We start from the raw sequence: 22,386 nt of genomic DNA on the forward strand, positions 1-22,386 counted from the left end.
GTGGCCCGGCCGGGAGGGCCGGGCCGTTCGGGGAACGTCAGGACATGTCGGCCGGGTCCGGGAGGGCTCGGCCGGAGTGGAGGATGTTGCGCGGGTCGTAGGTGCGCTTGACGGTCGCCACGCGTTCAACGGCGGGGGCGGGCCAGCCCGTGCGGCCCGCGTCGTCGCCGGGGCCCAGGAAGGTGTACGGGGTGCGGCCCGTGCCGTACGGCTCCAGGGCCGTCATGAGGGAGCCCACCGCCGCGTTCGTCACCTCCTCCAGGCCGGGAGGTGCGGCCGCCACGACGTGCGTGCAGAAGACGGCATCCCGCATGGTGACCGCGCTCAGCGTGGACGGGTCCTTGACGCGGCCGGTGGCGACGTGGCGGATCTCCACCTTCGTCAGCGGAAGCCGGGACTGCGGACCGGCCACGTCCAGCAGCGCGTCGACCGCCTTGGCGGGCAGTTCCGCCAGCGCCAGCCCGTTCTCGGCCATCGGCACCGGCACCGCCTCCGGGTCCATGTGGATCAAGCCGACCTCCCGGTAGGGCCGCAGGGTGATCATGTCCATCAGCGGCCTGGCGACACCGCGCATCGGGGCGAGCAGGCGTTCGCCCTCCTCCGCCGGGCCGACGTGGCCGACCCGCAGGTGCACCACCATTTGCCCGCGCAGCGGCTCGGGCAGCGCCGGGTCCGGGGGCAGCCGCAGCACCGCGATCGAGGTGGTGGTCGTCTCGGGCAGCCCCGGTGCCCACTCGCGGTAGGCGTGCAGCAGCTCGGCGGCCGCCTCGCCGGGGAAGTACACGCCGCCACCGTAGAAATGCGTCAGCGGCGCCAGTTCGATCACCACCGCCGTGACCACGCAGAACGCCCCGCCCCCGCCGAGCAGCGCCCAGAACAGCTCCGGCTCGTGGTCGGCGCCGACCTGCCGCAGCGCGCCGTCGGCGGTGACCACCTCGAACGAGCGGACGTAGTCGGCCGAGGCCCCGTAGGTGCGGACGAACGGCCCGATGCCCCCGCCCACCAGATAGCCGACGACGCCCACCGAGGGGGCCGAGCCGCACAGCGCCGCCAGCCCGTGCCCGGCGGCGGCCTGCACCACGCTCTCCCAGCGCACCCCCGCCTCGACCCGGGCGGTACGCGCCTGCGGGTCGATCTCCACGCCCTGCATCCGCCGTGTCGTGATCACCAGCCCGCCGTCCGCGGGCCGGTACATGCCGTGCCCGGTGGAGTGCACGGTGACGGCCAGGCCGTGCCGTTCCGCGAAGGCGACCGCCGCGGCCACGTCCTGCGCCGAGGCGGCCCCCACCACCAGGTCGGCGCGGTGGCCGGGAGCGGGGGCGAACCCGCCGAGCTCCTCGCCGGCCTGCGGATCCCGCCCCCGCAGCACCGGACCGGCGACGGCCGCCGCGAGCGTGTCCACATCGGCCTGATTGATCGTTACCAGAGACATCCAAGTCCTCCCCGTCAGCTTCCGGGCGATATGACAGCGCGCCGGGAACGCCGGTTCGGGCCGGGGCCGGTACTGCGAAAAAGGTCTCACCACAGCGGATACCGGAACGAAAGATCATCCGGCCACGTCCAAGATCGGCCGGACGGCTTGCCGCAATCGCCGGGATCGGGGGCAATCGCCGGGAGCCTCAGTAGGCTCGGCGGTATGACGACATCGGCATCCGGCGGCGCCGCCGGGCCTGCGAACGCCGCCCTGCACCAGCTGACCGAGGACGTCTACGCCTGGGTGCAGCCCGAGGCGACGTGGTGGGTCAACAACGCCGGGGCGGTGGCGGGGCCGGAGGGCGTCCTCGTCATCGACACCTGCGCCACCGAGGCCCGCACCCGCCGGTTCCTGGACGCGCTGCGGGCGGCCACCGGTGACGTTCCGCTGCGCTACGCGGTCAGCACCCACCTGCACGGTGACCACACCCACGGCAACTCGCTGCTGCCCGCGACCACGGTGCTGATCGCGCACGAGGAGACCCGCCGGGGCATCCTGGCCGACTTCATCATCGACGGCTGCCCGCCGCTGTGGGAGCCGGTGCCGGACTGGGGCGCGGTCACCCGCCGCCCGCCGGACCTGACGATGACCTCCGAGCTGGCGGTGAACCTCGGCGACCGCCGGGTCGAGCTGCGCCATCCCGGCTACCCCGCGCACACCCCGGGGGACGTGGTCGCCTGGCTGCCGCAGGAGCGGGTGCTGTTCACCGGCGACCTGATCTTCAACGGGCTGACCCCGATGCTGGGCATGGGCTCGGTCACCGGCGCGCTGCGCTCGCTGGACTGGGTCGCCTCCTTCGAGCCCGCGCGGGTGGTGCCGGGGCACGGCCCGATCTGTGACGAGGCCGCGCTGCCCGAGGTGCTGGCCGCGCACGAGCGCTACTACCGGTTCGTCCTGGAGGTCGCCACCGACGGCCTGCACGACGGGGTGCCGCCGCTGGAGGCCGTCCAGCGTGCCGATCTGGGCGAGTTCGCCACCTGGGCGGACGCCGAACGGCTGGCGTTCAACGTGCACCGGGTCTACGCCGACAAGACCGGCGAGCCCTTCGACCTGGCCAAGGCCGCCCTGGACGCGGTCACCTTCAACGGCGGCCCGATGCCCACCTCGGTCTAGCCGCCCGTCTCGCACGGACCGGAGAACGGCCGGACTCCGTTCCAGCGGGCGGTGTCCGGGGGTCAGGGGGTGATGGTGACGCCGGCGTTCATGCCCTCCAGCAGGCCCTGGGGGGAGTCGTCGAAGGCGATCTTGACGCCGTAGCGGACCAGGTCGCCGTCGACGGTGGCGGCCGGGTCGATGTGCACGACCGTTCCGGTGAAGTGTTCCCCGGGCCGGGCCGTCACGGTGATCCCGGCCTCCTGGCCGATCTTCAGGCGGGCCAGGTCGCTCTGCGAGAACATGCCCTCGACCTGCAGTTCGGTCAGGTCGCCGAGGGTGATGAAGCCGCCGGCGCCGGTGCCGGACACCTGGGTTCCGGTGGTGCCGGACACGGCGAGCACGGTGCCGTCGATCGGCGCGGTCAGCCGGGTGCCGGCCAGCGCGCGCCGGGCCTGCCTCACCCTGGCCTCGGCCTGGGTGACCTGTGCCTCGGCCTGCACCGCCGACCGGTCCGACGATCCGGTACCGCCCGCCTGGCCCCCGCCGCCCGCCTGGCAGCCGCCGCCGGACTGGTCATCTCCGGACCGGCCGCCGCCACCGGACCGGCCGCCGCCGCCATCACCAGGCTGATCGCCACCGCCCCCGCCGCCGGACCGGTCGCCGCCGTCGCCACCAGGCTGATCGCCTCCACCGCCACCGGGAGACGTGCTGCGGGTCGGTGAAGGAGTCGGCTGTACGGTCCGGGTCGCGGTGGGGAGGGGCGAGCCGGTGGTCGCCATGGTCGTGGTGACGCACTGGTCCTGGGTCCCGCCGCCGGACGGCCGGTCGCGCGCCTCGATGGCGGCGTTCAGCGCGGCCTCGGCCACCTCCAGGGCCTCGCGGGCCTCGGTGTCGTCGAGGCGGGCCAGGACCTGGCCGGCCCTGACCTTGTCCCCGACGCGGACGCCGAGCCCGGTCACCGTTCCCGACGTGCCGAAGGCCAGCTCGCGGGTGTCGGCGCTGCGCACCGTTCCGGCGGCGGTCACCGTCGTCACCGCCTCGGCGTCCGCGGCGCCACGGGAGGCCGCAGCGGGCGCGGAGGCGCCGCCGCCCGGCCACAGCACCACCACGGCGACGGCGATGACGACGGAGACGGCGATCGCCACCGCGAGCGCCGGCCGGGCCGGGACCGGAGCCTGCGGCAGTCTGCGGATCAGGGGGCGTCGGGTCATGGCAGACGAGGATGCCCGAGCATTCTGGGCGTCCCGTTCCGGGAAGGTGAGAATTCGGTGAGAAGGACCGGCCCGGATCTCTCATGGCCCTCTCAGATCGCCTTCACCTGTCACCGGCACTCTGCCAGGGGTGAAGGCACAGATCCTCCCGCGCAGGCTCCGGCCGGCGCCGGCCGCGTCCCCCTCGCCCGGGCCGGGGCCGGCCGGACACCGCGCGCGCCGCTCCGTCGGCCGGCGCAGGCTGGTGGTGAACGGCGCGCTCACCGCGGTCCTGCTGGCCGCCGCCGCGCTGAGCTACACCGCGTTGACCGGTGACGGCGAGCAGGCCGCGCCGGCCCGTACCGCGACCGTCTCCCGCGGCACGCTGCTGGCGTCGGTGTCCGCGTCCGGCTCGGTGACCAGCGCCAGGACGGCCGACCTCAGCTTCGGTACGAGCGGGACCGTGGAGTCCATCCGGGTCAAGGTCGGCGACAAGGTGACCAAGGGCCAGGTGCTGGCCACCCTCGACGACGAGGCCGCCCAGGAGGCGGTGACCTCCGCCAAGGCCGCGCTGGACGCCGCCGCCGAGGGCGACACCGCCACGGCGTCCGGCTACTCCACCTACGTCTCCGCCAAGGCGGAGTACAACGACGCGCTGCGGCAACTGTCGGGCACCACGATGAAGGCCCCGTTCAGCGGGACGATCACCGCGCTCAACGGCACCGTCGGCGGCCCGTCCGGCGGCAGCGGGAGCAGCGGGAGCAGCACAAGCGGCGGCGGACAGGGCGGGGCCGGCGGTGGCGGTTCGAGTTCCGGTTCCGCGGGGTCCGGCTCGGGATCCGGCTCGTCCACCGGCTCGGGATTCCTGACGATCGCCGCGACCTCCCGGCTGGAGATGACGGCGAGCTTCACCGAGGCCGACATCGTCAAGATCAAGAAGGGCCGGCCGGCGACCGTGACGTTCGACGCGCTGCCGGACGTCACCGCCTCCGGCAAGGTCGCCTCCATCGACCAGACCTCGACGACCACCGACAACGTGGTGCAGTACGGGGTGCGGATCTCCCTGGCCGACCCGCCGTCCGGGCTGCGGCTCGGCCAGACCGGCAAGGTCACGGTCGTCACCGGCCAGGCCGACGACGTCCTGTACGTCCCGGCCGCCGCGGTCCGCACCGCCGGCGGGCGCAGCACCGTCACCGTCGTCCAGAACGGGCAGCGGACGACGACGGTGGTCGAGACCGGCCTCAGCGGGGACCAGGGCGTCGAGATCAGGTCGGGGCTGAGCGAGGGCACCACCGTCCTGCTCAACACGACCACCACCGGCGGCGGGTCGGGCGGGCGCCCCCAGTTCGGCGGCGGCATGGGCGGCGGGCTGCCGGGCGGCGGCATGCCCGGCGGTGGGCGGCCGTGAGCGCGGCCGACGTCCCGGTCCTGGACGTCCGGGACATCACCAAGGTCTACGGCGAGGGCGAGACGGCCGTGCACGCGCTGCGCGGCGTGTCCCTCCAGGTCCGCCGGGGCGACTATGTGGCGATCATGGGCACCTCGGGCTCCGGCAAGTCCACCCTGATGAACATCCTCGGCTGCCTGGACGTGCCCACCTCCGGCCGCTACCTGCTGGACGGCACCGACGTCGGAGCGCTGAGCGAGGCCCGGCTGTCGGTGCTGCGCAACCGCAGGCTGGGCTTCGTCTTCCAGTCCTTCAACCTGATCCCCCGGATGAGCGCGCTGGCCAACGTGGAACTGCCGATGGCCTACGGCGGCGTCCCGGCGGGCGAGCGGCGGCGCCGGGCGCTGGCCGCGCTGGAACTGGTGGGCCTCGGCGACCGGGTCCGGCACGAGCCCAACGAACTGTCCGGCGGCCAGCAGCAGCGGGTCGCGGTGGCGCGGGCGCTGGTGACCGCGCCGGCCCTGCTGCTGGCCGACGAGCCGACCGGCAACCTCGACACCCGCTCCACCCGCGACGTGCTGGACATCCTGGGCCGGCTGAACGCCCGGGGCCGCACCATCGTGCTGATCACCCACGAGGACGAGGTGGCCGCGCACGCCCGGCGGGTGGTCCGGCTGGTGGACGGCCGGATCGTGGAGGACCGCCGCAACGCCCCCGCACCCGCCCTCCGGGAGGCGACATGAGCTGGGAGATCCTGCGGTTCGCGCTGCGCGGGCTGGCCGCCGACAAGCTGCGCAGCGGGCTGACCACGCTGGGCGTCATGATCGGGGTCGGTGCGGTCATCCTGCTGGTCGCGGTGGGCAACGGCTCCTCGCTGCAGATCCAGGAGAACATCGCGCGGCTGGGCTCCAACACGCTGACGATCCGACCGTCCACCTCGGGCGGCGGCGGGTTCGGCGGCCCCGGCGGCGGGATGCGGATGCCCGGCGGTGGCGGAGGACAGCGGCAGTCCCAGGACACCGGCCCCCGCATCCAGGCCAAGGACCTGACCGTCGAGGACGCCGAGGCGCTGGCCGACGCCCCGTCGGTCAAGTCCGCGTCCCCGGTGGTGACCGTGCAGTCGGCCACCGCCGCCTACGAGGGCGGCAGCCACGCGATCTCCTCGTTCGTCGGCAGCGACCCGGCCTACTTCGAGACCTCCGACAGCGAGGTGGCGCGGGGCGCGGCCTTCACCGAGGCGGACGTCGACCAGGCCCGCAAGGTCGTGGTGATCGGGACGACGGTCGCCGAGGAGTTGTTCGGCACGGTCGATCCGATCGGCAGGCGACTGGCCGTCAACGGGGTGCCGTTCACGATCGTCGGGGTGCTCAGGGAGAAGGGCTCCTCGGGGTTGCAGGACTCCGACGACCTGGCCATCGCCCCGCTGACCTCGGTACGGCAGTCGCTGACCGGCTTCGGCGGGCTGGACCGGATCGTGGCGGCCGCCAAGGACGCCGAGTCCACCGACACGGCCGAGGCCGAGATCGCGCAGATCCTCGACCAGCGGCACGGCATCGGCGTCGGCTCCACGGCCGACTACAGCATCCAGAACCAGGCCGGCCTGCAGGAGACGGTCAGCGAGTCCAGCCGGACCTTCACCGTACTGCTGGGCGCGGTGGCCGCCATCAGCCTGCTGGTCGGCGGGATCGGCATCACCAACATCATGCTGGTCACCGTCACCGAACGGACCCGCGAGATCGGCATCCGCAAGGCCATCGGGGCGCCCCGGCGGGCCGTCCTCGGGCAGTTCCTGGCCGAGGCGACCGTGCTCAGCCTGGTCGGCGGGCTGCTCGGGGTGGCCCTCGGGGTGGTCGGCAGCCAGTTCACGATCGTCGGCGTCGATCCCGTCGTCGTCCCGGAGTCGATCGCGCTCGCGCTGGGCGTGTCGGTCGGCATCGGCCTGCTCTTCGGCGGCCTGCCCGCCGGCCGCGCCGCCGGGCTGCGCCCTATCGAGGCGCTGCGCCATGAGTGACCACCTGGAAGAGGAGAAGTCCATGCGCAGGAGCGGCACACCGGCGGCCCCCGCCCGCGATGCCGGGGGCGCCCCGCCCGACCCGGAGGAGGTGCTGGCCTCCTCCCCGTTCGCCGACGACGTCGAGACCGCGCTGCGGGCGGCCCCGGCCGGGCGCGGCAGGCCGTCCTCGACGCTGCTGCTGGGCGTGGCCGCGCTGATGGCGGTCGCGTTCTTCGGCGGCATCCAGGCACAGCGGCACTGGGGCGACGACGGGTCCTCCGCGATCCCGGCACTGGGCGCCGCCCAGCGGCCCGGCGGCAACCTCCCGGGCGGCCAGGCCGGCGGCCCGATGGCCGGCGGGGCCGGGGACGGCACCACGGTCGGCACGGTCAAGCTCATCAGCGGCACCACCGTGTACGTGCAGACCGCCGACGGATCCGTGGTGCCCGTCGAGACCAGCGCCGCCACGACGATCCGGCTCAGCCGGGCGGGCAAGGTCACCGACCTGAAGCCGGGCGCCACGGTCACGGTCCAGGGCGACGGCGACGACTCCGGCAAGGTGACCGCCTCCACCATCACCGAAGGGTCCGGGCGGACCGGCCGCCCCGGCCAGGGCAACTGAGGAGACCGACCATGACCGCTTCCCGGATCACGCTGGGCGCCGCCGCGCTGGCCGCCCTGCTGACCCTCACCGCCTGCGGCGGGAACGGCGGGAACGACGACGCGACCGCCGAGCCCGGCAATGGCGACTCGGCCATGCGGGCGTTCCAGGACTGCCTGAAGGAACAGGGCGTCGAACTGCCCGACCGCGGCCCCAGGCCCTCGGGAGCCCCGCCCAGCGGACGGCCCACCGACCGGCCCGGCGGGCGGCCCACCGATCGGCCCACCGACCGGCCCGGCGGACGTCCCGGCGGCCCCGGTATGCCGTCGATGAACGCCGAGCAGCAGAAGGCGTTCCAGGCGTGCGCGTCACTGCGGCCCTCCCCGAACGGCCGGGGCGGCGGGCTGGGCGTCGAGGCCATGACCGCCTTCCGCGACTGCATGGGCAAGAACGGCGCCCAGATCGCCGAGAACGCCCGTCCGGGCGACCTCAGGACCGACGACCCGAAGATCGCCAAGGCTCTCAAGGAGTGCCGCCCCCTGCTGCCCACACCGAGCCCGGTCCCGGCCGCGTCCTGACCTGCCGCCCAGGTGAGAGGCCATTCGTCAGGGTCCGTTCATTTTTCGTCCGCCGGGCGGCCATTGACGCGCTCTAGGTTGCCGATGACCGTGTGACCTGCCGGTTTTCCGGTGTAGAAGCGATGAGGTGCCCACCAATGACCGCAGCGGACGTTCGCCCGATGGCGGACCCTGACGACATCAGCTCCAACCCGTCGGGGAACTCGACGTTCCAGGAAATCGTCGAGGCCCGGCTGTCGCGGCGTTCGGTGATCCGTGGCGGCACCGTGGTCGCGGCGGCCGGCTTCATCGGGGCCACGGCCGGCGTCGGCTCCGCGGCCGCCGCGCCCGCCCCCGCCCCGAAGGGACGCGGCAAGGGCGGGCGCGGGCTGCTGGGCTTCCAGGCGGTCCCGCCGAGCACCGACGACAAGATCAAGGTCCCCGCCGGGTACACCGCCGAGGTGCTGATCCCCTGGGGCACCCCGCTGAGCTCGCGTGGCCCGGCCTGGAAAAAGGACGCCTCCAACACCGCGGCCGACCAGGCCCTGCAGGTGGGCTCCCACCACGACGGGATGAGCTTCTTCCCGCTGGGCGCGGGCCCGCTGGGCAGCCGCCAGGGCCTGCTGGTGCTCAACCACGAGTACGTGGACCAGGTGCTGCTGTTCCCGGACGGCGACGCGCAGATCACCAAGGCCAAGGTCGACAAGGCGCTGGCCGCGCACGGCGTCACCGTCGCCAAGGTCGCCCAGGTCAAGGGCAGGTGGCAGCTGGTCGACTCCAAGTACAACCGCCGTGTCACCGGCTCGACCCCGGTGACCTTCTCCGGCCCGGTCGGCCCCGCGCACCCGGCGCTGAAGGCCAACACCAAGCCGATGGGCACGCTGAACAACTGCTCCAACGGCCAGACCCCCTGGGGCACGTACCTGGCCTGCGAGGAGAACTGGAACAGCTACTTCGGCGCCACCGACTCCTCCTGGAAGCCCACCGCCGAGCAGGCCCGCTACGGGGTGAGCGGCGCCGGGGGCGGCTACAAGTGGCACCAGGCCGACCCGCGCTTCGACCTGGCCGCCAACCCCAACGAGATCAACCGGTTCGGCTGGGTCGTCGAGATCGACCCGTTCTCCCCGGGCTCCACCCCGGTCAAGCGCACTGCGCTGGGCCGCATCAAGCACGAGGGCGCCACCGTCACCGAGTCGCGCGGCCGGGTCGTCGTCTACACCGGCGACGACCAGGACGGCGAGTACGTCTACAAGTTCGTCGGCAGCGCCCCCTGGAAGGCCCTGCGCGCCCTGCGCAAGAACCCGCTCGACCACGGCACCCTGTACGTCGCCAAGTTCAACGACAACGGCTCCGGCCAGTGGCTGCCGCTCAAGCACGGCACCGGCCCGCTCACCAAGGCCAACGGCTGGGCCGACCAGGCCGACGTGCTGCTGCGCACCCGCCAGGCCGCCGACGCGGTGGGCGCCACCAAGCTCGACCGGCCCGAGTGGGTGGCCGTCCACCCCGACAACAAGGACGTCTACCTCACCCTGACCAACGGCTCCGGCTGGGACAACAAGGTCAACCCCCGCAAGCCCAACCCCTACGGCCACATCGTCCGCTGGCGGGAGCGGCGCGGCGACAACACCGCCACCTCCTTCGAGTGGGACATCTTCCTGCTGGCCGGCGACCCCGCCTACGACCCGCAGGTCACGCTGGCCCCCGAGGACGTGTTCGGCTCCCCGGACGGCATCGGCTTCGACCGCGACGGCCGGCTGTGGATCCAGACCGACGTGTCCAACTCCACCCAGAACCGTCCCGACCGGGGGCACGACAACATCGGCAACAACCAGATGCTGGCCGCCGACCCGCGCACCGGCGAGATCCGCCGCTTCCTCGTCGGCCCCCGGGGCTGCGAGATCACCGGCTTCGCGGTCGCCCCCGACCAGCGGACGATGTTCGTCAACGTCCAGCACCCCGGCGAGGCCACCACCTTCTGGCAGGCCGCCCCGACCCCGCAGAACCCGAACGCCGTCAGCTCCTGGCCCGACCACGACCCGGCGGGCCGCCCCCGCTCGGCCACCGTGGTCATCCGCAGGAAGGACGGCGGCGTCATCGGCGCCTGACCCGCCGGTCCGGGACGTTCCCGGAGCGGTGACGGCGCGGCCGGGCCCGGCCGCGCCGTCACCCGTCCGACGCCGCCGGGTGGCGAGGCGTCGCCGTGGCGCGGGCCTCGCCCGCCGGGAGGGGCCGGTGTGCCGCGTCCTGCCCGGTGTGCCGCGTCCTGCCCGGTGTGCCGCGTCCTGCCCGGTGTGCCGCGTCCTGCCCGGTGTGCCGTGTCCTGTCGGCGGGTCCGGTCAGTACTGGGCCGGCCGGACCAGCCCGGTCTCGTAGGCGTAGATCGCCGCCTGGGTGCGGTCGCGCAGGCCGAGCTTGGCCAGGATGTTGCTGACGTGCGTCTTCACGGTCTGCTCCACCACCACCAGCCGGGTGGCGATCTCGGCGTTCGACATGCCGTGCGCGATCAGCACCAGTACCTCGGTCTCCCGCTCGGTCAGCCCCTCCAGCCGCCGCCGGCTCGGCGCCCGCGGGCCGCCCAGCCTGGCGAACTCCGCGATCAGCCGCCGGGTCACCACCGGGGACAGCAGCGCGTCTCCGGCGGCCACCACCCGTACCGCGTCGGCCAGCGCCCGCGCCGAGGAGTTCTTCAGCAGGAAGCCGCTGGCGCCGGCCCGCAGCGCCGCGTACACGTACTCGTCCATGTCGAACGTGGTCAGCACCAGCACCCCGGTGCTGCCGGCCAGCCGCCGGGTCGCCTCCAGGCCGTCCATCACGGGCATGCGCACGTCCATCAGCACCACGTCGGGGCGCAGCTCGGCCGCCTTGGCGACGGCTTCCCCGCCGTCCGCCGCCTCGCCGACCACCTCGATGTCGGGTTGGGCGTTCAGCAGCACCGAGAACCCCTCCCGGACCATCTCCTGGTCGTCGGCGATCAGTACCCGGATCATGCGCGCCGACCCTCCGCGTCGGGCAGCGGCAGCGTGGCCGTCACCTGGTAACCGCCGTCCGGACGCGGCCCGGCCGCCAGCTCGCCGCCCAGCATGACGGCCCGTTCCCGCATCCCGGCCACCCCGTGGCCCGAGCCGTTGGAGATCGCGGGCCGTCCGGCGGGCGGCCCGTTGGCGACCCGTACCTCCAGCCGGTCCGGCCCGTACTCCACCTCGACGCGGACGTCCGCTCCGGGCGCGTGCCGCAGCACGTTGCTCAGCGACTCCTGAACGATCCGGTACGCCGACAACCCGACCCCCGAGGACACCTGGCGGCGTTCCCCCGAAACGGTCAGGGCCACCGTCAGCCCCGCCTCCCGCACGCTGTCGGCCAGTTCCTCCAGCCCCGCCAGCGTCGGCTGCGGCCGGTGCTCCTGCTCGGCGGTCTCGTTCCTCAGCAGGCCCAGGATCCGGTGCAGCTCGTCCATCGCCGCCAGGGCGTTCGCACGGATGGTCTCGAAACCGCGGGCGAGTTCGGCGGGCGGGTCCGCAACCCGGTAGGGCGCGGCCTCCGCCTGTATGGCGACCACGGACATATGGTGCGCCACCACATCGTGCAGTTCACGCGCGATCCGGGCGCGTTCCTCCAGCAGTTCCCGACGGGACCGCTCCCGCTCGCTGATCTGCTGCTGCCGGGCCAGCCTGCGCATCGCCTCTCCGCGTCCGCGCAGAGCACCGGCCGCCACCAGCGCGGCGCCGGCCAGCAACACCGGCTCCAGCAGCCCCGGAAACTCCTCCCGCCTCGGCAGCTCGGCCGACAGCACCACCCCCGCCGCCACCGTCAGCAGCCACATCTCCACCAGGACCCGGGGCCGCACCCGCAGTCCGACCAGCGCCAGCACGCACAGATGGACCGCCAGCGAAGGCCCCGTCCACAGCGGCCCGCCCGCCAGGGGACGGACGGACGCGGCCGACAGCGCCGTCACCACGACCATCGCCAGCGAGAGCCACCAGCCGGCCATCGGCCAGTACAGGCAGACCAAGAGCGCCAGCGCGTGCGTGATCCCCAGCACCGCCGCCTGCTCATTGGCCAGGCCGTAGTCCATCAGCAGCGTGTGCCAGGAGAACCCGGCCAGCATCACCGCCAGCGCCCCCACCAGCACATGCGGCGCCCAGCCCGTCCCTGGGGACAGCGGCAGCAGCGGGCCCACCGCGTTGGGGGCGAGGTCGTCCCACCCCGCCCGCGCCACCCGGCGAACTCCCATCGCTGCCACCCCTTCAGCCAAGCACGCCGGACGACCGCGGCGAAGCGCTCGCTCACGCGTCCCTGCGCCGCAGCATGACGGCCGCCAACGCCAGCAGGACCGCGCTGTAGCCGCACACCAGGCCCAGCGACGGCCAGCCGCCGATGCTCCCCACCTGGTACGACGGCCCGTCCATGGCCGTCCGGTCGCCGTACCGCTTGCCCGGCTCCCTGACTTCGATCATCGGTGGCCTCCCCACCCGGGAAGCTACGGAGATCTCCGGCTCTGCCGCCTCCCGCTCAGGAGCGAATCCGGCGTCTCATACTCAAGTACGAGCCTGGACATCGGCCGGTCCTTTTCCGCAGGTCGCCCGGCATCGGCATGGCGTGGCTCACGGTGTGCCCGGGGTGCGGGTTGCATGGGGTACTTGGGTCTGGGGAAGACGCAGGTCGGGTGGTACGTTGCGGGTATTACAGCCGTAGTCGAAAGGAGCTGAGAGTCCGCTATGTCGGACCCTTCCAGTCATAGACCCGGCACCCGTGCGGGTGGCTCGCGGTGAGCATCGTGCTAGGCGTCGTCGCGCTGTTCGTGCTGACGGCGGCGACGGGGTACTTCGTCGCACAGGAGTTCGCGTACGTCGCGGCCGATCGGGCCGCATTGACCAACGCCGCCGAGCAGGGCGATGGCAAGGCCCGCCGGGCGTTGGAGGTCATGGGCCGGCTGTCGTTCATGCTCTCGGGCGCACAGCTGGGAATCACCGTCACCGGGCTGGTCGTCGGCCTGTTGTCCAAGCCTGCGCTGGCCGATCTGCTGCGCCCGCTGCTGGGTTGGATGGGCGTGCCGGACGGCGCGGTCGGGGCGATCGCCGTGGCGGTCGGCTTCGCCATCGCCACCGTGGTGCAGATGGTGATGGGCGAGCTGATCCCCAAGAACTGGGCGCTGGCGCGGGCCGAGGCCATCGCGCGGGTCCTGGCCTCCTCCACCCTGGCGTACCTGGCGGTGGCGGGGCCGGTGATCAGGCTGTTCGACAACACCGCCAACCGGCTGCTGCGCGCGGTGGGGATCGAGCCGGCCGAGGAGCTGCACCACGGGGCGACCCTGGAGGAGCTCAGCGACATCATCGGCGAGTCCCACCGGGCCGGGCACCTGCCCGCCGACCTGTCGGCGGTGCTGGAGCGCGCGCTGACGTTCGGCGAGCGCACCGCCGACGAGGCGATGGTGCCCCGCCCCAAGGTGATCACCGTCGCGGCCGGCGACACGGTGGCCGAGCTCACCGAGCACGTGCGCCGCTCCGGGCACACCAACTACCCGGTGTACGGGGCGGACGTGGACGACATCGTGGGCGTGGCCGGGGTGCGCGAGCTGGCCGACCACACGCTGACGCCGGACACGCCGGTGGGCCGGATCGCCCGTCCCGCCCTGCTGGTGCCCGGCTCGCAGCCGCTGTACGGGGTGATCGAGCGGATGCGCGAGACCGGCGAGGAGTTCGCCTGCGTGGTGGACGAGTACGGCGGCCTGGCCGGGATCCTCACCTTCGAGGACATCGCCGAGGAGCTGGTCGGCGAGATCAGCGACGAGAACGACGTGGCCGAGACCGCCTCGGCGGCCGTCGCGGACGGCGACTGGACCGTGGACGCGGCGCTGCGCATCGACGAGGTCGCCGCGCTCACCGGGCTGGAGCTGCCCGAGGACGAGGTCTACGACACCCTCGGCGGGCTGGTGATCTCCCGGCTGGGCCGGCTGCCGCGGCCCGGCGACCGGGTCGTCGTGGAGCTGGACCCCACCGAGGGTCAGCTCGGCGAGGCCGAGATCGAGGTGCTCAGCGTGGCCCGCCGGGTGCCCCGCGAGGTGCGCGTCCGGGTGCTGGCCACGGCCGGGGGTGAGGGCTGATGGATCCGCTGACCGCCATCGCCGTCACCGTGCTGCTGCTGATCGGCAACGGGTTCTTCGTGGGCGCGGAGTTCGCCCTGGTGGCGGCCCGCAGGCCGCGTCTGGAGCGGGCGGCGCGGGCCGGCAGCAGGCCGGCCGCGGCGGCCGTGGCCGGGATCCGGGAGCTGTCGCTGATGCTGGCCGGGGCCCAGCTCGGCATCACCATGTGCACGCTGGGCCTGGGCGTGGTCACCGAGCCCGCCTTCGAGAAGGTGCTGGCCGGGCCGCTGCACGAGCTGGGCGCCCCGGAGGGCGCCTCGCACGCGGTGGCGCTGACGGTGGCACTGACGGTGGTGACGTTCCTGCACATGGTGATCGGCGAGATGGTGCCCAAGTCGTGGGCGATCTCGCATCCGGAGCGGTCGGCACTGATCCTGGCGATGCCGTTCCGGGCGTTCGCCCGGGTGGCCCGGCCGATCCTGGCGGTGATGAACGGGCTGTCCAACGGCTTCCTGCGGCTGATCGGGGTGCCGCCGCGCGACGCGCTGGACAGCCACACCGACCCGCAGCGGCTGGGGCACCTGCTGGGCGAGTCCCGGCGGCTCGGCCTGATCGACCGGCGCGACCACGACCTGCTCGACCGGGTCATCACCATCCGGGACGCGGCCATCGGCGACCTGACGGTGCCCGCCGACCGGGTGACCACCGTGCCGTCCGCGGCCGGGCCGCTGGACATCCGCCGCGCCGCCGAGGCCAGCGGGCACGTGCGGACCCTGGTGCGCGACGAGGACGGCGCCATCCTCGGCGTCGTGCACGTCCGCGACGCGATCATCGCGCGGAACGGGCAGCGGGCGGCCGACATGTGCTATCCGGTGCCCAGGCTGGACGCCCAGACCTCGGTGCTCGACGCGGCCACCCGGCTGCGCCGCGACCGGGCCCAGCTGGCCCTGGTGACCGAGTCGGACGGCTCGATCCGCGGCATCGTCAGCATGGACGACCTGCTCGGCCAGCTGCTGGCGGCCAACCCGCACTGACCGGGCCCGGCCCGGCGGGCGGCGTCCCCGTCCGCCGGGCCGGCCGAAGTCCCCCAGTGAGGCAGGAACGTTGACACGACGCCCGCTCGGACAGCTCGAAGCCGAGGTGCTCGCCGCGCTCGCGGCGGCCGACGGCCCCGTCTCCACGGCCGAGCTGCGCTCCCGGCTGGCCGGCGCCCCGGCGTACACGACGGTCAACACCATCCTGTTCCGGCTGCACGACAAGCGGCTGGTGACCCGGGTCCGGGCGGGCCGGCACTACCTGTACCGGCTGGCCGTGGACGAGGCCCGGCTGGTGGCCGACCGGATGCACTCGCACCTGCGGTTCGCCAGCGACCCGGCCGGTGTGCTCAGCCAGTTCGTACGGACGCTGAGCCCGCAGGAGGAGACGACGCTGCGCGAGATCCTGGCCGAGCAGCCCGGGGACCACGGGTGAACTGGTTCACCTTCCTGCCGCTGGTGGTCACGCTGGCGCTGGGCACGGCCGCCGGGCGGGTGGTCCTGCCGCTGCATCCGGCGTGGGAGGCCCGGCTGCTGGGCACGGTGGCGGCGAGCACCACCACCGCGGTCGCCGGCACGCTGCTGTTCGTCGCGATCAACTACGGAGCCAGCCTGCGCCCACAGTGGGCCGACCGGCTGCCGGAGTGGACGCTGATCGGCGACGACACCCCGATCCCGGCGACCCTGGGGATACCGGCCACCGTGCTCACCGCCGTCGGCCTGGCGATCACGGTGCGGCTCGCGGCCGGATGGGCGGAGGAGATCCGGCAGGCGCGGCGGGCCGCCGAGCGGCTGCCGGACACCGACGTCCCCATCGCGCTGGCCATCCCCGGCCGACGCGGCGGCGTGCTGGTCTCCCGCGGGCTGCTCACCGAGCTGACCTCGCCCGAGCTGCGGGTCGTCTTCGAGCACGAGGGCTCCCATCTGCGGCATCGCCACCACCGCTATCTGGCCGCCGGAGCGCTGGCGGCGGGCCTGCTGCCACCGCTGCGGCGGCTGGACGAGCGGCTGCGGCTGGCGGTCGAGCGCTGGGCGGACGAGGACGCCGCGGAGGCGGTGGGCGACCGGGTGCTGGTGGCCCGTACGGTGGCGCGGGTGGCGCTGGCCCGTTCGCAGGGCTGGGGGGCCGTCCCCGGGTTCGCCGAGTCGGGCGTGGTGCAGCGGGTCGAGGCGCTGCTGGCGGCGCCGCCGGCCAAGAGCACCTTCACCGGGCCGGTCCTGCTGGCCGGCATGGGGCTGCCCTCCACCGTCCTGGCGCTGACCGCCCTGCAACTCGATCACGCGCTGGCCCTGGCGCTGCTGTCCTGACCCGCCGGAACGGCCCCGCGCGGAGCGGGCCGGGCGGCTCTTCCCCGCCGGCGCTCCGTGGTGGTTGCACGGCCTGCGCGGCCGGATGCGGACAGCGCCACCTGCCCCGCGACCGTAACCATGTCTGTCATGGCAGGTGACGGCATTTCTGACAGATCGTCTCTGACATTGCGGTCACACCTGTGTCGGACACCCGGAAAATGGGGTTCTGCCTTGCCGGAGCGTCCGGCTGGCCACAATGAGACCTCGGCTTTCCTTGACCTGGGAGGCGGTTCGACCGTGGACCACGCGCGCCCATTCCGGCCGGACGGGTGGTGGGAACGGGACGGGCGGGACGATGCGGAGCCCCCCGTCGACCTGGACCTGTCCGGCCCCAGCCCGGCCCGGGTCTACGACCATCTGCTCGGCGGCAAGGACAACTACGAGACCGACCGGGCGCTGGCCGAGCGGATGCTGCGGGTCCAGCCCATGCTGGGTCTGGCCGCCCGCCAGAACCGGGCGTTCGTCGGCCGGGCGGTGCGCCGCCTCGCGCAGGCCGGGTTCAGTCAGTTCCTGGACATCGGCTGCGGCCTGCCCGCCCGGGACAACGTGCACCAGATCGCGGACCGCACCATGCCGGGGGCGCGGGTCGTCTATGTCGACAACGACCCGGTCGTGCTGGCGCACGGGCGGGCGCTGCTGGTCGAGAACGCGAACGTGGCCGTGCTCCGGGCCGACCTGCGCGATCCGGAGCACGTGCTCGACACGGTGCGTGCCGGCCGGCTGCTGGACTTCCAGCGGCCGGTCGCCGTCCTGCTGACGGCCGTGCTGCACTTCCTGGCCGACGCGGACGGGCCGCAGGAGGCGGTGGCGCGGATCCGCCGGGCGCTCCCGGCCGGCAGCGCACTGGCCGTCTCGCACCTGGCCTCCGACGTCGCCACCGCCGCTACCGCCGAGGCCGCCCGCCTGTTCGCCGCCGAGTGCGGCCGTCCGCTGGTGCCGCGCGGCCGGGAGGAGGTCGCCGGGTTCTTCGGCGACTTAGCGCCGGTCGATCCGGGTCTGGTCTTCACCGGGGAGTGGTGGCCCGACATCGCCTCACAACCGCCGGAGCACAGCCTGATGTACGCGGGGGTCGCCTGTTCGCGTCCGCTGTCGTCCCCTCCCGCCGAGACGACCGCACGGCCGGAGTCCCGCCCGTCCGGCTGCAACCCCGTCCACCTCGTCTGACGACGTACACGGGCGGCCGACCGGTTGGTGCGGCTCCGCCGTCTCTGGTCCGGCCGCCGCGCGGCCGGAGTCCCGCCCATCCGGGTACCACCCCGTCCACCTCATCTGACGGCGTATGGATGGTGTGACTCCACCGTCCCGGCCCGGTTGCCGCGCGCCATGACGACCGCACAGCCGGGACCTCGCCCATCCGTATACAACCCATCTGACGGCCTGCGGATGGTGCGGCTCCGCCGTTCCTGGTCCGGTTGCCGCGCGTCATGGTGGCCGCCGACGGTGGCTCCCGTCGGCGGCCGGGCTCAGGCCTCCGTGCCCTCTGGTGCGGGCTGCCTGCCGGTGGGCTCGTGGGACAGGTGGGCGGACAGGGTCTGCGGGTCGGGGCCGCGGACGGGCAGCAGTTGTGCGGTCCGGATGCCGCCCGGCATCCGGGTTCCGGCCAGTTCCAGGCTGTGACAGGCGTGCAGGTGCCGGTCCAGTCCCGTCTCGGCCAGCAGCGCCAGGACCTCGGCGGGCGGCCGGACGAGGATCATCCGTCCACCCGCCCGGTCGGCCGCGTTGCGCAGGGCGACCAGGATGCCCAGGCCGAAGCGGTCGGCCAGCCGGGCTCCCGACAGGTCCAGCACCACCCGCGGCCCCGGCACCGCCCGCAGCGCGCCCGTCAGGGACGCCCGCAGGATCTCGGCGGTGCTCGACCGGAGCTCACCGGTCAGTTCGACCACCAGATCGCTGCCGGTGCGGTGGACGCGGACCCGCAGGCCGGGCCCCGGCTCCGGCTCGGGCGGTGACTTGTACCGGCATTCGTACGTCATAAGCCATCGAAGACCCTTCCCGAGGGGTGCGAGCCACATGGTCCAAGAATCAATGGCGAGGCCGCCAGAGAATGCGGCCCCGCCGGTGCAGATCGATTACCTCCACCAGTTGCCACAACGTGTGAACCGACCATTGGGAGAAGTACTCGATTGCCGAAGAAAATACCCGGGCCCCCGGACAGGACACTTGGCCGTGGGTCAAGACTGGTCCAAGCGGCATTGACCCGCCCCGGGGCGGTCCGGGGCGGATCCGGCCCCGGCCATGTCCAGAGAGTCCCGGTTCGCCCCCTGTTGGGGTACTTGTCGCGAACGCCGGGAGGTCACCGCTTCCCGCAGGGCGCGGACGCGCTCCGCCGGCGCTTTTCACCGCACATTCTCCCGGCCTTTCCGCCGGCCCGCCCGGCGATGGACGAGCAGAAATCCGCAACGGTGCTCCGGCTCCTTTGCGGATATTCGGTCACCGCCGTGGCGCCGCAAAAGGACGGCCGCCCGGTACGCGGTGGGCGCGCGGTTCACCGGAGGGCCGCCGCAGGTCGCCGCCGGGCGGGACCGCGGCCACCGGCACTCCGATGGGCGCGGACACGCCCCGGACGTCCTGCACGGCCTCGGTGACCACGGCGGCCAGTTCGGCGAACGTGCGGTCCGCCGCGCAGCCGAGCGCCAGCCCGGCCGCCGCCAGCCCCTCCCGTTCGGCCGTCCCGGCGTCCGACAACCGTTCCACGAGCGCCTCGGACAGCGCCCCGACATCCCCGGGCGGCACCAGCGCGCCCGCGCCGGGCGCCACGAGCTCCGACAGCCCGGGGATGTCGGAGGCCACCACCGGCCGCCCCGTCGCCATGGCCTCCAACGCGGTGAACGGCAGCCCCTCCCAGCGTGACGGCACCACCACCACGTCCGACGCGGCGTACCAGGGACGGGGGTCGTCCACCTCATAGGTGAACCGGACGCCCGCACCGGCCTGCCTGCGAGCCCGCGCGAGCCGGTCACCGCTGCCGACGACGGCCAGCTCGGCGCGCGGGCAGCCCGCCCTGACCAGCGGCCATGCCTTCAGCAGCACGTCCTGACCCTTCTGCCGGGTGACCCGGCCCACGCACACCGCCAGCCGCGCGTCCGGGTCGATCCCCAGCCGGGCACGGGCCTGCGCCTTCTCCTCCGCCCCGGCGGGCCGGAACCGGGTGAGGTCGACGCCGTTGCGGACGATCCGCAGCAGCCCCGGCACCCGCCCGGCGATCCCCACCTGCGCCTCCCCGGCCCCCACGCACACCAGCAGATCGGTACGGCGGGCGGCGGCCCGCTCCCACCACAGCGCGAGCCACCCCAGCCCGCCACCGGCCGCCGGCCACGACCAGCCGTGCGGCTGGAACACCACCACCGGCCGGTGTCCCCGCGCGGTGCTGGGCAGCAGCCGCCCGGCGAGCCCCGCCTTCGAGGAGTGCAGGTGGACCACGTCGGGGCGGAAGGCCCCGACGAGCCGGTGCAGACGGCGGGCCTCGGCCAGGGTCCGGGGCCCCGGCACCCGCTCCGCCGCCCAGCGGAACCGGACGATCCGCAGCTCGGCCAGACGCCGCGCGAGGTCCCCCTCGTCCGGGCAGGCCACCGCCACGTGCCAGCCGCGCCTTTGCTGGTCGGCGCACGCGTCGGCCACGTAGGCGCCCACTCCGGAGGTCGTCGGCTGGACGACGTGCAGCACACGTGGGGGGCGTGTCATCTCGTCACCTCCACGGTGCTGTCCATCCGCGTCGTCACGCGCACCCGCGAAACGTTCATCACACCCGGGTCCTCCACACGAGCTGGTGCCGGAAGACCTTGGCCCACATCCGCACCCCGCGGTCGTGGTCGCCCATGCGCGTGCGGGGCAGCGCGTGGTCACCGTTGAGCAGCGAACGCCAGACCGCGCACGCGTACTCGTAACCGGCCTTGCGCACGGCGTCCATCTCACGCCGCAACACGTGTCCGTACGGATAGGCGAAGCCGGTGACCGGCCCGCCGGTGAGGTCCTCCAGCATCGACCGGCCGCGGGTCAGCTCCTCGACCAGCTCCTCGTCGTCCGTCCCGGGCAGCGACACGTACCGCAGCCCGTGCGAGCCGAGTTCCATGCCCTTGCCCACGACGCGGTGGATCTGGTCCTCCGACATCAGCCGGCGGCGGGGGCCGGTGTCCCAGGTGCTCTCCCCGCCTATCTCCGCCGCGGCCACGAACACGGTCGCGGTGAAGCCCCGGCGCAGCAGCACCGGCGCGGCCCGCGTGGCGAAGTCGGCGTAGCCGCCGTCGAAGGTCAGCCCGACCAGGCCGCGCGCCCGGCCGGCCCGCCACGCCGCGCGCAGTTCCCCGACGCTCACGCCCTGCAGCCCGTTGCGGTACAGCCAGTCCATCTGCCGCTCGAACACCTCGGGCGGGACGTTCGGCCGCGCCGGACCCCGCTCGGTCCGGCCCACCGAGCGGTACCTCAGGATCAGCGGCATTCCCGCCGGTCTGCGTTTCACCGACCGCTCACCTTCTTCTCTCCCGTACGGCTGCGGCGTGGATCCGGGCCCCCGGGGTCCCGGCTCGGTCTCCGGAACGGCCCGCGGACGAGGAACGGCCGGAACGGTCACCGGACGGCCCCGGGAAACAGGTGCGCCACGGGATCTCGGCCGGACCGTCAGGGACATGCGCCCGAAACCGGTCCAGGCGTCCTCCCGGGCGGCACCCGAGCCTGGCACAGCCCCTTTGCCGCAACCAGGAACTTGACTCGGTATCGGCCGATGCTTGACCATCTGTTGGCGACGTCCGATCCGGCACACCGGCGCACCCTCCGGTCCAATTCGGTCACGCCTGCGGCCCGCGCCGGACCCGCCGCCCGGACGAACCCCCGGAAAGGGACACCGCCGCCGCCCCATGTCCCGTATCGCCGCCGTTCAAAGCAATGCGCGGGGAAAAAAGCAGCCGGAATCGGCAACCTACGTCGACAGTCCTGTGCACACGGTGTAGTCCTAGCCCCTGACCGGCGGGCCGCCTCAACCGGCAGGTCCGGAATCGGATCGGTATTCCGCAATCGGAAGAAGGAGATATCCGTGCTCAAGCGACTGGCGGCGGCGAGCGTCCTGACCGTGGCCGCGGGTGGCGTGCTGGTGAGTGCCGCGCCCGCCATGGCCGATACCCGCAGGAACCAAGACCCGCAGATCTACGACAACAGCAACAACGTCCTCGTGAACTGCCCCGACGGCAGCCGCAGCAACCCGCGCGGCAGCAGCTACCAGGGCAGCGGCGACGACTTCAGGAGTGAGTTCAGGGAGATGTTCCGGGGCATGGAGTTCCTGTTCCCGGCCGTCTTCGACGGCTCCGACGACTCCGACCGCGGCCGCGTCTCCAGGAGCGCGTCCAGCGGCTGCAAGCAGGTCAACTACATCGTCAACCAGGACCGCTGACCGCGGTCCGCACGTGGAGGGGCCGGCGCCGGGCGCCGGCCCCTCCGCAGGTCCGGGGCGGGCACGCCGTCCGGTCGATCCGGTCGCACTTCTCCTTTCCAGCATCCGGAGAGTCGGACAAGCCCCGGAAAACACCCTGCCCGCCGTTTTGCACTTCACCGCCACCATTCAAAGCAATGCGCGGGGAAAAAAGCGCCCGAGTTCTCTGGCCGACATCGACAACCGGGTGCACACGGTGTAGGCATT

The 22,386-nt window shown here is 73.6% G+C and carries 21 protein-coding genes; 13 read left to right on the forward strand and 8 right to left on the reverse strand.

All coding sequences use genetic code 11. The annotated features are described in order from the left end of the window. Positions 1 to 37: 37 nt before the first annotated feature. A complete protein-coding gene (locus tag C4U03_RS20930) occupies positions 38 to 1,432 on the reverse strand; it encodes an FAD-binding oxidoreductase (RefSeq protein WP_103939532.1) in 1,395 nt (464 codons plus the stop codon). Between the two features lie 204 nt (positions 1,433 to 1,636). Here C4U03_RS20930 and C4U03_RS20935 point away from each other — a divergent pair, with 204 nt between their 5' ends. After that, positions 1,637 to 2,587, forward strand: coding sequence for an MBL fold metallo-hydrolase (locus C4U03_RS20935; RefSeq protein WP_103939533.1), 951 nt, complete (start codon positions 1,637 to 1,639; stop codon positions 2,585 to 2,587). Positions 2,588 to 2,649: 62 nt separating this feature from the next. Here the strand turns inward: C4U03_RS20935 and C4U03_RS20940 are convergent, their stop codons facing one another. Continuing rightward, a complete protein-coding gene (locus C4U03_RS20940; protein ID WP_103939534.1) occupies positions 2,650 to 3,780 on the reverse strand; it encodes an HlyD family secretion protein in 1,131 nt (376 codons plus the stop codon). Between the two features lie 130 nt (positions 3,781 to 3,910). Between C4U03_RS20940 and C4U03_RS20945 the strand changes: the two genes are divergently transcribed. The 6 genes from C4U03_RS20945 to C4U03_RS20970 all read left to right on the forward strand — a co-directional run bounded on the left by C4U03_RS20945 (position 3,911) and on the right by C4U03_RS20970 (position 10,402). Continuing rightward, complete coding sequence (locus C4U03_RS20945) at positions 3,911 to 5,167, forward strand: efflux RND transporter periplasmic adaptor subunit (protein ID WP_235018010.1); 1,257 nt, start codon at positions 3,911 to 3,913, stop codon at positions 5,165 to 5,167. Beyond that, positions 5,164 to 5,889, forward strand: a complete 726-nt coding sequence (locus C4U03_RS20950) for an ABC transporter ATP-binding protein (RefSeq protein WP_103939535.1) — start codon at positions 5,164 to 5,166, stop codon at positions 5,887 to 5,889. The genes C4U03_RS20945 and C4U03_RS20950 overlap by 4 nt, the downstream gene beginning before the upstream one ends. Next, on the forward strand, positions 5,886 to 7,157 hold the full coding sequence (locus tag C4U03_RS20955) for an ABC transporter permease (protein ID WP_103939536.1): 1,272 nt from the start codon (positions 5,886 to 5,888) through the stop codon (positions 7,155 to 7,157). The genes C4U03_RS20950 and C4U03_RS20955 overlap by 4 nt, the downstream gene beginning before the upstream one ends. Continuing rightward, positions 7,150 to 7,761 carry a hypothetical protein gene (locus tag C4U03_RS20960; protein WP_146087449.1) on the forward strand — a complete coding sequence of 204 codons (612 nt, stop codon included), beginning with the start codon at positions 7,150 to 7,152 and terminating at the stop codon, positions 7,759 to 7,761. Before C4U03_RS20955 ends, C4U03_RS20960 begins: the two co-directional genes overlap by 8 nt. 11 nt (positions 7,762 to 7,772) lie before the next feature. Beyond that, positions 7,773 to 8,318, forward strand: a complete 546-nt coding sequence (locus tag C4U03_RS20965; protein WP_103939538.1) for a hypothetical protein — start codon at positions 7,773 to 7,775, stop codon at positions 8,316 to 8,318. Positions 8,319 to 8,479: 161 nt separating this feature from the next. Beyond that, on the forward strand, positions 8,480 to 10,402 hold the full coding sequence (locus tag C4U03_RS20970) for a PhoX family protein (protein WP_235018011.1): 1,923 nt from the start codon (positions 8,480 to 8,482) through the stop codon (positions 10,400 to 10,402). Positions 10,403 to 10,633: 231 nt separating this feature from the next. Here C4U03_RS20970 and C4U03_RS20975 read toward each other — a convergent pair whose 3' ends face one another. The 3 genes from C4U03_RS20975 to C4U03_RS40500 are packed head-to-tail and all read right to left on the reverse strand — an operon-like array spanning position 10,634 to position 12,751. Beyond that, positions 10,634 to 11,284: a response regulator gene (locus C4U03_RS20975; protein WP_103939540.1), complete on the reverse strand. Its 651-nt coding sequence runs from the start codon at positions 11,282 to 11,284 to the stop codon at positions 10,634 to 10,636. After that, complete coding sequence (locus C4U03_RS20980; protein WP_146087450.1) at positions 11,281 to 12,528, reverse strand: sensor histidine kinase; 1,248 nt, start codon at positions 12,526 to 12,528, stop codon at positions 11,281 to 11,283. Before C4U03_RS20980 ends, C4U03_RS20975 begins: the two co-directional genes overlap by 4 nt. 52 nt (positions 12,529 to 12,580) lie before the next feature. Then, entirely contained in the window at positions 12,581 to 12,751 is a 171-nt protein-coding gene (locus tag C4U03_RS40500) for a hypothetical protein (RefSeq protein WP_160147045.1), read from the reverse strand. A 311-nt stretch (positions 12,752 to 13,062) separates the two neighbouring features. Here C4U03_RS40500 and C4U03_RS20985 point away from each other — a divergent pair, with 311 nt between their 5' ends. From C4U03_RS20985 to C4U03_RS21005, 5 genes are all read left to right on the forward strand, one after another. Beyond that, on the forward strand, positions 13,063 to 14,397 hold the full coding sequence (locus tag C4U03_RS20985; RefSeq protein ID WP_235018012.1) for a hemolysin family protein: 1,335 nt from the start codon (positions 13,063 to 13,065) through the stop codon (positions 14,395 to 14,397). Further along, the gene (locus C4U03_RS20990; RefSeq protein WP_103939542.1) at positions 14,397 to 15,410 is read left to right on the forward strand and encodes a hemolysin family protein; all 1,014 of its coding nucleotides are present in this window, start codon (positions 14,397 to 14,399) and stop codon (positions 15,408 to 15,410) included. The genes C4U03_RS20985 and C4U03_RS20990 overlap by 1 nt, the downstream gene beginning before the upstream one ends. Positions 15,411 to 15,480: 70 nt before the next feature. After that, positions 15,481 to 15,846, forward strand: a complete 366-nt coding sequence (locus tag C4U03_RS20995) for a BlaI/MecI/CopY family transcriptional regulator (protein ID WP_103939543.1) — start codon at positions 15,481 to 15,483, stop codon at positions 15,844 to 15,846. Then, complete coding sequence (locus C4U03_RS21000) at positions 15,843 to 16,718, forward strand: M56 family metallopeptidase (protein WP_103939544.1); 876 nt, start codon at positions 15,843 to 15,845, stop codon at positions 16,716 to 16,718. The genes C4U03_RS20995 and C4U03_RS21000 overlap by 4 nt, the downstream gene beginning before the upstream one ends. 279 nt (positions 16,719 to 16,997) lie before the next feature. After that, the gene (locus tag C4U03_RS21005; protein WP_160147046.1) at positions 16,998 to 17,924 is read left to right on the forward strand and encodes an SAM-dependent methyltransferase; all 927 of its coding nucleotides are present in this window, start codon (positions 16,998 to 17,000) and stop codon (positions 17,922 to 17,924) included. Between the two features lie 299 nt (positions 17,925 to 18,223). Here C4U03_RS21005 and C4U03_RS21010 read toward each other — a convergent pair whose 3' ends face one another. From C4U03_RS21010 to C4U03_RS21020, 3 genes are all read right to left on the reverse strand, one after another. Further along, positions 18,224 to 18,733: an STAS domain-containing protein gene (locus tag C4U03_RS21010; RefSeq protein ID WP_160147047.1), complete on the reverse strand. Its 510-nt coding sequence runs from the start codon at positions 18,731 to 18,733 to the stop codon at positions 18,224 to 18,226. 457 nt (positions 18,734 to 19,190) lie between these two features. Further along, a complete protein-coding gene (locus C4U03_RS21015) occupies positions 19,191 to 20,441 on the reverse strand; it encodes a glycosyltransferase (RefSeq protein ID WP_103939547.1) in 1,251 nt (416 codons plus the stop codon). A 58-nt stretch (positions 20,442 to 20,499) separates the two neighbouring features. Next, entirely contained in the window at positions 20,500 to 21,216 is a 717-nt protein-coding gene (locus C4U03_RS21020) for a polysaccharide deacetylase family protein (protein ID WP_200827369.1), read from the reverse strand. Between the two features lie 570 nt (positions 21,217 to 21,786). On the opposite strand from C4U03_RS21020, the gene C4U03_RS21025 reads away from it, so the two are divergent. Continuing rightward, positions 21,787 to 22,140, forward strand: coding sequence for a hypothetical protein (locus tag C4U03_RS21025; protein WP_103939549.1), 354 nt, complete (start codon positions 21,787 to 21,789; stop codon positions 22,138 to 22,140). The last annotated feature ends 246 nt before the right edge of the window (positions 22,141 to 22,386 follow it).

The sequence above is a fragment of the Thermomonospora echinospora genome (genome assembly GCF_900108175.1).
In the GTDB taxonomy this organism is placed as follows: Bacteria; Actinomycetota; Actinomycetes; order Streptosporangiales; family Streptosporangiaceae; genus Thermomonospora; species Thermomonospora echinospora.